The organism is Kineococcus vitellinus, from assembly GCF_009906315.1.
GTDB lineage: Bacteria > Actinomycetota > Actinomycetes > Actinomycetales > Kineococcaceae > Kineococcus > Kineococcus vitellinus.
This window is the reverse complement of sequence record NZ_JAAALL010000131.1, coordinates 441-11,738: the sequence shown is the minus strand read 5'-3', so window position 1 is coordinate 11,738 and position 11,298 is coordinate 441. Positions and strand designations below refer to the sequence as shown.

Here is an 11,298-nt window from a genome sequence, read left to right as displayed (position 1 = left end):
GCCGGGGCGGCCGCGGCTCGCTGACGCGCCCGGCGCACCGCACCGAGGTTCGAGAGGTCCCCCCGTGCCCCGTCCGTCCCGCCGTCCCACCGGTGCCGCCGGGGACCTGCGCCCCGACCGGCGCGTGCGCGCCTTCGTCATCGTCGTGCTGCTCGGGCTCAGCCTGCTGGCGGGCCGGCTGGTGCAGCTGCAGGGCGCCGACGCGGCCGTGCTGGCCGAGCGCGCCCTCAAGCAGCGCACCTCCTCCACGACGCTGTACGCGCACCGCGGCGACATCGTCGACGACCGGGGCGTCGTGCTCGCCACCTCGGTCGAGCGGCGCGACGTCATCGCCGACCCGTCCATCGTCAAGACGTTCAACACCCGCACCGACGGCTCGAGGTTCGACGACGACCTCGCGCAGGGGCCGGCCGGCGCGGCGGCGAAGCTGGCACCCGTCCTGGGCATCGACGAGGCCACGCTGACCACCAAGCTCACCGGCGACAACCAGTACGCCGTCGTCGCGGTGGGCATCACGCCCGAGGTGTGGCAGCAGGTCGCCGACGCCGGCGTCAGCGGCATCACCGCGCGCCGCACGACGCAGCGCATCTACCCCGCGGGCGCGGCCGCCTCCACCCTCGTCGGCGTCCTCGGCACGAGCGGGGAGGAGGACGGCAGGACCGTCGACCGGCCGCTGTCGGGCCTGGAGCTCGCCGAGAACGAGCTGCTCACCGGCACCGACGGCTCGATGCGCTACGAGCGCAGCCTCGGCGGCCAGGAGATCCCGCTGGGGGACAAGGAGACCGTGGAACCGGTCGACGGCACCTCCCTGCACCTGACCATCGACTCCGACCTGCAGTGGAAGGCCGAGAGCGCGATCGCCGCCAAGGTCGCCGAGACCGGGGCGCGCTCCGGGACGGTCGTCGTCATGGACCGCCAGCAGCGGCTGCTGGCGATGGCGAGCGCGCCGAGCATCGACCCCGCGAACCTCACGGACCTGCGCAACGAGGAGCTCAACAACACCGCGCTCACCGAGAGCTTCGAGCCGGGCTCCACGGCGAAGGTCGTCACGCTGGCGGCCGCGCTGGAGGAGGGCACCTCCACGGCCGCCTCGCAGTTCGTCGTGCCCTGGGAGCTGCGCCGCTCGGACAAGACGTTCCACGACTCCCACGAGCACCCGGTCGAGAAGCTGACCCTCGCGGGGATCATGGCCCAGTCGAGCAACACCGGCACGATCCAGGCCGGCGAGGAGATGGACGCGCGGACGCTGTACGACTACCAGCGCGCCTTCGGGTTCGGCCAGCGCACGACCCTCGACTTCCCCGGCGAGACCGGCGGCATCCTCGCCGACCCCGAGGACTACTCGGGGACCCAGCGCTTCACGGTGATGTTCGGGCAGGGCCTGTCGGTCAACGCCGTCCAGGCGGCCTCGGTGTTCGCCACCGTCGCCAACGACGGGGTCCGCGTCGAACCCACCCTCGTCGCGGGCACCTCGGACCCGAACGGCAACACCACCGCCAGCCCGGCCGGCGCGAGCACCCGCGTGGTGAGCGCGTCGACGGCGAAGACGTTGCGGGACATGATGCAGGCGGTCGTCAGCGAGGAGGGCACCGCGGCGGCGGCCGAGATCCCCGGCTACCTCGTGGCGGGCAAGACCGGCACGGCGAACCGCTACGACTCCGAGTGCGGCTGCTACTCCGGCTACACGGCCTCCTTCATCGGGATGGCCCCGGCCGAGGACCCCGAACTCGTCGTCGCGGTGATCCTGCAGGACCCCCGGACGAACTACTACGGCGGTGCCGCGGCCGGGCCGGTCTTCAAGGACGTCATGACGTACGCGCTGCAGCAGCGCGACGTGGCGCCCTCCACCACCGCCCCGGCGGACCTGCCGCTGACGTGGGGCGAGGACGCGGCCGCCGCGGCGGAGGTCCCCGGGGGTGCGGCCGGTGACGCCGCCGCCGGCTGACGCGCCGGCGGCGGGGCGCCCGACGGCAACACGCGCACCCGGCGGGCCGGGACGTCGCCCGCGGACGGGTAACCTCCCACCGTGCCGATGACCGACGGCCCCGGCGCCGGCAGCGCCGCTGGGCCCCTGACCCTGGTGGACATCGCGCACCTGCTCGGCGTCGCCGCGCCGACGCCGGCGGGTCCGGCCGCGGTGCCCGTCACCGGTGTGACGCTGGACTCCCGCCGCGTGCAGCCGGGCGACCTGTACGCGGCGCTGCCCGGCGCGAACGTCCACGGCGCCCGCTTCTGCGCGCAGGCCGCGGCGGCCGGTGCCGTCGCCGTGCTCACCGACCCCGCCGGCCGCGACCTCGCCACCGCCGCGCGGGACGCGCAGCCGGCCGCCGAGCCGCTCCCGCTGCTCGTCGTCGACGACCCGCGGGCGGTGCTCGGCGACCTGGCCGCCCGGGTGCACGGCCTCCCCGGGCGGCGGCTGACGAGCGTCGGCGTCACCGGCACCAACGGCAAGACGACCACGGCCTACCTCGTGGAGTCGCTGCTGCGCGCCGCCGGGTGGCCGACGGGGCTGCTGGGCACCGTCGAGACCCGTATCGGCGCCGAGCGCGTGAGCAGCGTGCGCACCACGCCCGAGGCGCCCGACCTGCACGCCCTGCTGGCCCGGATGGTGGCCGCGGGCGTGCGCGGCGTCGCGCTGGAGGTCTCCAGCCACGCCCTGGCCCAGCACCGCGTCGACGGCCTCGTGCTCGACGTCGCGGTCTTCACCAACCTCAGCCAGGACCACCTGGACTTCCACGGCTCGATGGCGGAGTACTTCGCCGCCAAGGCGCGCCTGTTCACCCCCGCGCACGCCCGCCGCGGCGTCGTGTGGACCGACCCGGCCGACCCCGAGGGCTGGGGGGCGCGGATGGCCGAGCGGGCCACCGTCCCCGTCGTCACCGTCGGGCCCGCCGGCGGTGCGGGCGGGGCCGGTTCGCTCGCCGCCCGCCCCGCACCGGACTGGGTGGTGCACGAGGTGCGCGCCGAGCGCGCCCGCAGCACCTTCCGCCTCAGCGGCCCGGGCGCCGAGCTGGCGCTGACCTCCCCGCTGCCGGGGGGGTTCAACGTCGCCAACACGGCGCTGGCGGCGGTCGCGGCGCTGCTGCTGGGAGTGCCCGCCGAGGTCGTCGAGCGCGGCAGCGCGCAGGCCGAGGGCGTGCCCGGGCGCATGCAGGCGGTGGGCACGGGGGCCCCCGGCGAGCCGCTCGTCGTCGTCGACTACGCCCACACCCCCGACGCCCTGGAGCGGGTCCTGCGCACGCTGCGCGCGGCCACCCCCGGCCGCCTCGTCGCGGTCCTCGGCGCCGGCGGGGACCGCGACCGCGGCAAGCGCCCGCTCATGGGCGCGGCCGCGGCGGCGCTGGCCGACGTGGTCGTCGTCACCGACGACAACCCGCGCTCGGAGCCCCCGGCGGACGTGCGCGCCGCCGTCCTGGCCGGCGCCCGCGGCGGGCGGGCCGAGGTGCTGGAGGTCGCCGACCGCGCCGCCGCCGTGGAGGCGGCGCTCGCGCGCTGCGCCGGCGCCGACGACACCGTGCTGCTGGCCGGCAAGGGCCACGAGAGCGGGCAGGAGGTCGCCGGCGTCGTGACGCCGTTCGACGACCGGCTGGTGGCGGCCGAGGCGCTGCGGCGCCGGGCGCAGCAGCGCGCGCGCGGCTCCGCGCCGGCGCGCACGCAGGACCACGCCCCGGGAGGGACCCGGGGACACGCGCAGCACCAGGCGGAGAGCGCGGCACCGGCCGCGCGAGGAGGTGGGTCGTGATCGCGCTGACCGCGGCGGAGGTGGCGCAGCTGGCCGGTGGCCGGCTCGTCGCCGGGGCCGCGTCGACCCTCGTGGACGGGCCGGTGGTCGTCGACTCCCGGCTGGCCGCACCGGGATCGCTGTTCGTCGCGCTGCCCGGGCAGCGCACCGACGGCGCCGAGCACGCCGCCGCGGCCGCCGCGGCCGGTGCGGTGCTCGTCCTGGCCGAGCGGGAGGTGCAGGTGCCCGCCGGGACGGCCGTCGTGCTCGTCGAGGACGGCGTGGCCGCCCTGGGCCGCCTGGCGGCCGGCGCCCTGCGCCGGCTGCGCGAGGGCGGTCGCGGCCCGGTGGTCGTCGGGGTGACCGGCTCGCAGGGCAAGACGACGACCAAGGACCTGCTCGCGCAGGTGCTGACCCCGCTGGGTCCCGTCGTGGCCCCCGCGGGCAGCTTCAACAACGAGATCGGCGCGCCCCTGACGGTGCTGCGCGCCGACGAGGGGACCGCCGCGCTCGTCGTGGAGATGGGCGCCCGCGGGCTGGGCCACATCGCCGCGCTGTGCGAGCTGGCGCGGCCCGACGTCGGCGTGGAGCTCGTCGTGGGCGCCGCCCACGCCGGGGAGTTCGGCTCCCTGGAGGTGACGGCGCGGGCCAAGGGCGAGCTCGTCGAGGCGCTGCCCGCCGACGGCCTGGCCGTGCTCAACGCCGACGACGACCGGGTGGCCGCGATGGCCTCCCGCACGACGGCGCGGGTGCTGACCTTCGGCCGCTCCGCGCACGCCGAGGTCCGCGCGGAGGACGTCGTCCTCGACGAGCGGGCGCGGGCCGGGTTCACCCTGGTGCGCGGCGGGGAGCGCGCCGACGTGCGGCTGCGCCTGCACGGCGAGCACCAGGTGACCAACGCCCTGGCCGCCGCCGCCGCGGCGCTCGGCCTGGGCCTGCCGCTGGCCGGCGTCGCCGCCGCGCTGAGCGCCGCCGAGGGCGTCAGCCCGGGGCGCATGCAGGTCGTGGAGCGCGCCGACGGCACCACCGTCGTCCACGACGCCTACAACGCCAACCCCGACTCGATGCGGGCGGCGCTGAAGGCCCTCGTCGGCATGGCCGGCGGGCGGCGCACCTGGGCGGTGCTGGGGGAGATGCTCGAGCTCGGCCCGGCCTCGCGCGACGAGCACGACGCGCTGGGGCGCTTCGTGGTGCGCCTGGACGTCGCGCAGCTGCTCGTCGTCGGGTCCGGTGCGCGGCCGGTCTACACCGGCGCCGTCATGGAGGGCTCCTGGGGCGAGGAGGCCGCGTTCGTCGACGACGTCGACGCGGCGCTGGAGTTCCTGCGCCCCCGCCTGCGCAGCGGTGACGTCGTCCTGGTGAAGGCCTCGCAGGGGGCGGGCCTGTCCCGCCTCGCGCTGGCGCTCACCGCCGACCCGCTGACCGACCCGACCACCGACCCGACCACCGACCCGACCACCGACCCGACCACGAGCACGGAGGCGCCGGCGTGAGGACCGTCCTCATCGCGGGGGCCTTCTCCCTCGTCGTCGCCCTCTTCGGCACGCCGCTGTACATCCGCTGGCTGGTGCGCCGCGGCTACGGGCAGTTCGTGCGCGACGACGGCCCCACGAGCCACCACACCAAGCGCGGCACCCCCACGATGGGCGGCACCGTCATCATCCTGGGCGCGGTGCTCGCCTACGGCGCCGCGCACCTGTTCACGGGGGCGCCGCCGACGGCCTCGGGGCTGCTGGTCCTCTTCCTCATGACCGGCCTGGGCGTCGTCGGGTTCCTCGACGACTTCATCAAGATCTCCAAGCAGCGCAGCCTGGGCCTGCGCCCGCGGGCCAAGCTCGCCGGCCAGGGCCTGGTCGGCATCGCCTTCGCCGTGCTGGCGCTGCAGTTCCCCGCCGCGGGCAAGGACGGGGCCACCCCCGCCTCGACGCACGTGTCCGTGCTGCGCGACACCCCGCTGGACCTCGCGTTCGCCGGCGCGGCCGCCGGCACCGTCCTGTTCGTGCTGTGGGCGCTGTTCATCACCTCCGCCATCAGCAACGGCGTGAACCTCACCGACGGCCTCGACGGGCTGGCCACCGGGGCGACGACCCTGGTGCTGGCCGCTTACGTCCTCATCTGCACGTTCCAGTCCAACCAGAGCTGCTACGTGCTCAGCGAGGTGGAGGCGCGCTGCTACGAGGTGCGCGACCCGCGCGACCTCGCCGTGGTCGCCGCCGCCGTCATGGGCGCCTGCTTCGGCTTCCTGTGGTGGAACGCGAGCCCCGCCAAGATCTTCATGGGCGACACCGGCTCGCTCGCGCTGGGCGGCGCGCTGGCCGGACTGGCGATCCTGTCGCGCACCCAGATGCTGCTCGTCGTCCTCGGCGGCCTCTTCGTCATCATCACCCTGTCGGTGGTCCTGCAGGTGGGCTCCTTCAAGCTCACCGGCAAGCGCATCTTCCGGATGGCGCCGCTGCAGCACCACTTCGAGCTCGCGGGCTGGGGCGAGGTGACGATCGTCATCCGGTTCTGGATCATCGCCGGGCTGTTCGTCTCGCTCGGCCTGGGCGTCTTCTACGCGGAATGGGTCACGGGGGCATGACCGTCTTCGACAGCTGGCTGGGCAACCCCAGCCCCCGCGCCGACGACACCGACCGGGTGCGCGAGCTGCGCGACGCCGGCTCGCGCTGGTCGGGGCTGCGCACGCTCGTCACGGGCATCGGCCTGTCCGGCTTCGCGGCCGCCGACGCCCTGCTGGAGGTGGGCGCCGAGGTCACCGTCGTCGACGCCGCCACCGGCGAGGCCCCGCGCGAGAAGGCGCAGCTGCTGCAGGTGCTCGGCGCGCAGGTGCTGCTGGGCCCCGAGCACGTGCAGGAGCCGCCGCAGCCGTGGGCGGCCTACGACCTCGTCGTCACCTCCCCGGGCTGGCACCCCGATGCGCCCCTGCTCGTGGGGGCGGCGCTGGCGGGCGTGCCCGTGTGGGGCGACGTGGAGCTCGCCTGGCGGATGCGCCCGGCCGGCGGCGCCGCGCCGTGGCTGACGCTGACGGGCACCAACGGCAAGACGACCACCGTGGAGCTGCTGGCCTCGATGCTGCGCGCCGCCGGGCTGCGGGCCGCGGCGGCCGGCAACGTCGGCACCCCGCTCGTGGAGGCGCTGCGCCACCCGGAGGGCTACCAGGTCCTCGCGGTGGAGCTGTCCAGCTACCAGCTGCACTGGCTGTCCACCGACACCGCGAGCTCGCTGCGGCCGCTGGCCTCGGCGGTGCTCAACCTCGCGCCCGACCACCTCGACTGGCACGGCTCGCTGGACGCCTACGCCCGCGCCAAGGGCCGCGTGTACGAGAACACCGAGCGGGCGTGCGTCTACAACCTCGCCGACCCGCGCACCGAGGAGCTCGTGCGCAAGGCGGACGTCGTCGAAGGCGCCCGCGCCGTCGGCTTCACCACCGGCGTGCCGCGCATCGGCACGCTCGGCCTCGTCGAGGACGTCCTGTGCGACCGCGCCTTCGTCGAGCAGCGCGCCACCAGCGCCGCGGAGCTGTGCTCGCTGGACGACCTGCGCCCGGCCGGCTCGCAGGACCCGGTGCCCCCGCACGCGGTGGAGAACGTCCTGGCGGCGGCCGCGCTGGCCCGCGCCGCCGGGGTCGGCCAGTCCGCCGTGCGCGAGGGGGTCCGCGCCTTCACCCCCGCCCCGCACCGGGTGGCCACCGTCGCCCGGGCGGACGGCGTGCACTGGGTCGACGACTCCAAGGCGACCAACGCGCACGCGGCGTCGGCCTCGCTGGCGGCCTTCGACCCCGTGGTCTGGATCGCCGGGGGACTGGCCAAGGGCGCCCGCTTCGACGACCTCGTGGCCGCCCACCGCGGGCGGCTGCGCGCCGCGGTGCTCATCGGCGCGGACCGGCGGCTGCTGCGCGAGGCCCTGCGGCGACACGCGCCGGATGTCCCGGTCGCCGAGGTCGACCTCCCGCAGACTGCAGACGTGCCCGCCTCCGACACCCCGCCGGCCGACGCCCTCATGGACGCCGTCGTCGAGCGCGCGGCGGCCGCCGCGCAGCCGGGCGACACGGTGCTGCTGGCCCCGGCGTGCGCCTCCTTCGACCAGTTCACCTCCTACGCCCACCGCGGCGACGCCTTCGCGGCCGCGGTGCGCCGCCGCCTCGGGCGCCGGGACGGCTGACGTGGCGCTGACCGGCTCGCAGGCGCCGCGGGCGCGCTCGGCCGGTGCCCGCCCGGCGTCCGGACCGGGCGCCGGCTGGCGCCGCCCGGCGTGGCTGGAGGCGACGGGGGAGTGGGTGCGCGAGCGCGCCCGCCTGCTGGACTCGCCGCTGGCCACGCACCACGTCCTGCTGGCGACGACGTCCGTGCTCGTCGTCATCGGGCTGGTCATGGTGCTCTCCAGCTCCAGCGTGGAGTCCCTCACCGAGTACGGCTCGCAGTTCTACTTCTTCCAGCGCCAGGCGATGTTCGCGGTGCTGGGGGGCCTGGCCCTCGTGGTGGCCAGCCGCGTGCCCGCCGCCGCCTGGTCGCGGCTGGCCGTGCCGGCCCTCTTCGGCTCGGCGCTGCTGCAGCTGCTCGTCTTCGTGCCCGGCGTCGGTCGCGTCGTCAACGGCAACCGCAACTGGATCGCGATCGGGCCCTTCGGCGGGCAGCCCTCCGAGGCCGCCAAGCTGGCCCTGGTGCTGGCTCTCGCGCTGGCCCTGACCCGGCGCCGCGAGCGGCTGCACGAACCGCTGCAGCTGCTCGGCGCGCTGGCGCTGCCCACCGGCCTGACCATCGGCCTCGTCCTGCTCGCGCGCGACCTCGGCACGGCGCTGGTCATGATGACCATGGTCGTGGCGGTGGTGTGGGCCGCCGGCGTCCCCGCGAAGTGGTTCGCCCTCGCCGGCGGTGCCGGTGCGCTCGTGGCCACGGTCGCCGTGCTCACCAGCAGCAACCGCCGCGACCGCGTGCACGACTGGCTCTTCGGCGCCGGCGACAGCGCCGAGGCCATCCAGGGCCTGTCGTGGCAGCCCGTGCAGGGCAAGTACGCGCTCGCCTCCGGCGGCTGGTGGGGGCTGGGCCTGGGCGCCAGCCGGGAGAAGTGGTCCTGGCTGCCGGAGGCGCACAACGACTTCATCTTCGCCGTCATCGGCGAGGAGCTCGGCCTGCCCGGCACGCTGACCATCCTCGTGCTCTTCGCCGTCATCGCGCTGGCCTGCCTGCGGCTGGTGCGCCGCTCCGAGCAGCTGTTCACCAAGCTGGCCGTGACCGGCCTGGCCGCCTGGGTCCTCGGGCAGGCCTGCATCAACGTCGGCGTCGTGCTGGGCCTGCTGCCCGTCATCGGCATCCCGCTGCCGCTCATCTCCTACGGCGGCTCGGCGCTGGCGGTGACGCTGCTGGCGATCGGGGTGCTGCTGTCCTTCGCCCGCGCCGAACCCGGTGCGCCGGAAGCCCTCAAGGCCCGCGAGTCGGTCATCTCCCGCTCGCTGGCCGTCCTGCCGCGCCGGGCCGGTGGCCCGGCGCCGAAGAACCGCACGACCGCACGGAAGGCTCCTCGGTGAACGTCCTGCTCGCCGGTGGCGGCACGGCGGGGCACGTCGCCCCGCTGCTGGCCACCGCCGACTGCCTGCGCCGGCGCGACCCCGGCACCCGCGTCCTGGTCCTCGGCACCGCCGAGGGCCTGGAGTCGCGCCTGGTGCCGCAGCGCGGCTACGACCTGGCGCTGGTGCCCCGGGTGCCGCTGCCGCGCCGGCCCTCGGCCGACCTGCTGCGCCTGCCGGGCCGGCTGCGCTCGGCGGTGGCCGCGGCCCGCCGCGCCCTCGACGACGTCGGCGCGGACGTCGTCGTCGGCTTCGGCGGCTACGTGGCCGTCCCCGCCTACCTCGCGGCCCGCCGCGCCGGGGTGCCCGTGGTCGTGCACGAGCAGAACTCCCTGCCCGGCATCGCCAACCGCCTCGGCGCCCGGTGGGCGCGCAGCACCGCGGTCGCCTTCCCCGGCACCCCGCTGGCCGGCGCGGTGCACACCGGCATGCCGCTGCGCACCGAGATCACCGCCCTCGCCGCGGCCGGCGACCGCCCCGCGCGGCGGCGGGCCGCGCGGGCCGAGCTGGGCCTGGACCCGGACCTGCCGACGCTGCTGGTGACCGGCGGCTCGCTGGGCGCCCAGCGCCTCAACGACGTCTTCGGCTCCTGCGCACCCGACCTGCTGGGCGCCGGGGTGCAGGTGCTGCACGTCAGCGGCCGCGGCAAGCGGGTCCCGCTGCCGCCGCTGGAGGGCGCCCCCGCGCACCGCTACGCCGTGCGCGAGTACGCCGACGCGATGGACACCGCCTACGCCGCCGCCGACCTCGTCGCCTGCCGCAGCGGGGCCGGCACCGTCAGCGAGCTGACGGCCCTGGGGCTGCCCGCGGTCTACGTGCCGCTGCCCGTCGGCAACGGCGAGCAGCGGCGCAACGCCGAACCCGTCGTCGCCGCCGGCGGCGGCCTGCTCGTGCCCGACGCCGAGCTGGACGCGGCGTTCGTGCGCGAGCGGGTGCTGCCGCTGCTGACGGACGCGGCGGCGCTGGGCGCGGCCGCGCGGGCCGCCGCGGGGTTCGGCGTGCGCGACGGCGACGAGCGGCTGGCCGACCTCGTCGAGGCGGCGGCCCGGTGAGCGCGCCGACCCCCGCGCCCGTCGCCGTCGCCGACCTCGGCCGGGTGCACCTGCTGGGCATCGGCGGCGTCGGTGCCGGAGACCTGCACGCCACGCGCCCGCAGCAGCCGGGCGACGCCGCCGACTCCGAGACGCTGCACCGCCTGGCCGACCTCGGCGTGCGCGTCGTCGTCGGGCACGACCCGGCCAACCTCGGCGACCTCGGCCCCGGCGACACCCTCGTGGTCAGCTCCGCGGTGCGCCCGCACAACCCCGAGCTGCTCGCCGCCCGCGAGCGGGGTCTGCGCGTCCTGCACCGCTCGCAGGCGCTGGCGGCGCTCATGACCGGCCGCGCCGGCATCGCCGTCGCCGGCACGCACGGCAAGACGACGACCTCCTCGATGCTCGCGGTCGCCCTCACCGAGGCCGGCCTGGACCCCTCCTACGCCATCGGCGGCGAGCTGACCGGCGGCAGCGACGGCGGGGCGCGCGAGGGCGCCGGGCCCTTCGTCGCCGAGGCCGACGAGTCCGACGGCTCCTTCCGCGCCTACGCGCCGGTCGTCGACGTCGTCACCAACGTCGAGCCGGACCACCTGGACCACTACGGCACCCCCGAGGCCGTCGTGGCCGCCTTCGAGGAGTTCGTCGAGCGCCTGCAGCCGGGCGGGCTGCTCGTGGCCTGCGCCGACGACCCGGGTGCCCGGCGGCTGGCGCGGGTCGCCCGCGGGCGCGGGGTGCGGGTGCGCACGTACGGCACGGCCGCCGACGCCGACGTGCGCCTGGAGCAGGTGCGCGACGGCGCCCGGCCCTCGGCGCTGCTGCACGAGGGCGCGCAGCCGGTCGGCGAGCTGCGCCTGCTCGTGCCGGGCCGGCACAACCTGCTCAACGCCGCCGCCGCCTACGCGGCCGCGGTGGAGGTCGGCGCCGCTCCCGCCGCCGTGCTGGCGGGCCTGGCGGTCTTCGGCGGCGGCGTTGAGCAGGTT

The 11,298-nt window shown here is 76.8% G+C and carries 7 protein-coding genes and 1 pseudogene; all 8 read left to right on the top strand.

The annotated features are described in order from the left end of the window. The first annotated feature begins 64 nt into the window (after positions 1-64). Positions 65-1,945, top strand: a complete 1,881-nt coding sequence (locus GTQ99_RS12780; protein WP_166616116.1) for a penicillin-binding transpeptidase domain-containing protein — start codon at positions 65-67, stop codon at positions 1,943-1,945. An 87-nt stretch (positions 1,946-2,032) separates the two neighbouring features. After that, positions 2,033-3,742: a UDP-N-acetylmuramoyl-L-alanyl-D-glutamate--2,6-diaminopimelate ligase gene (locus GTQ99_RS12775; RefSeq protein ID WP_166616118.1), complete on the top strand. Its 1,710-nt coding sequence runs from the start codon at positions 2,033-2,035 to the stop codon at positions 3,740-3,742. Further along, on the top strand, positions 3,739-5,214 hold the full coding sequence (locus GTQ99_RS12770) for a UDP-N-acetylmuramoyl-tripeptide--D-alanyl-D-alanine ligase (RefSeq protein ID WP_166616115.1): 1,476 nt from the start codon (positions 3,739-3,741) through the stop codon (positions 5,212-5,214). Before GTQ99_RS12775 ends, GTQ99_RS12770 begins: the two co-directional genes overlap by 4 nt. Then, a complete protein-coding gene (mraY, locus tag GTQ99_RS12765; protein ID WP_166616114.1) occupies positions 5,211-6,302 on the top strand; it encodes a phospho-N-acetylmuramoyl-pentapeptide-transferase in 1,092 nt (363 codons plus the stop codon). Before GTQ99_RS12770 ends, mraY begins: the two co-directional genes overlap by 4 nt. Continuing rightward, positions 6,299-7,882, top strand: a complete 1,584-nt coding sequence (gene murD, locus GTQ99_RS12760) for a UDP-N-acetylmuramoyl-L-alanine--D-glutamate ligase (protein WP_240897325.1) — start codon at positions 6,299-6,301, stop codon at positions 7,880-7,882. Before mraY ends, murD begins: the two co-directional genes overlap by 4 nt. Before the next feature lies 1 nt (position 7,883). Continuing rightward, on the top strand, positions 7,884-9,245 hold the full coding sequence (ftsW, locus tag GTQ99_RS12755; protein WP_338074960.1) for a putative lipid II flippase FtsW: 1,362 nt from the start codon (positions 7,884-7,886) through the stop codon (positions 9,243-9,245). Beyond that, the gene (gene murG / locus GTQ99_RS12750; RefSeq protein ID WP_166616112.1) at positions 9,242-10,336 is read left to right on the top strand and encodes an undecaprenyldiphospho-muramoylpentapeptide beta-N-acetylglucosaminyltransferase; all 1,095 of its coding nucleotides are present in this window, start codon (positions 9,242-9,244) and stop codon (positions 10,334-10,336) included. Before ftsW ends, murG begins: the two co-directional genes overlap by 4 nt. Further along, a pseudogene (locus GTQ99_RS12745) lies at positions 10,333-11,298 on the top strand (UDP-N-acetylmuramate--L-alanine ligase); the annotation flags it as partial. The gene murG and the pseudogene GTQ99_RS12745, both read left to right, overlap by 4 nt.

Coding starts and splice junctions, on each gene's coding strand:
- GTQ99_RS12775 (WP_166616118.1), top strand. CDS start 2,033: ATGACCGACGGCCCCGGCGCCGGCAGCGCCGCTGGGCCCCTGACCCTG.
- murD (WP_240897325.1), top strand. CDS start 6,299: ATGACCGTCTTCGACAGCTGGCTGGGCAACCCCAGCCCCCGCGCCGAC.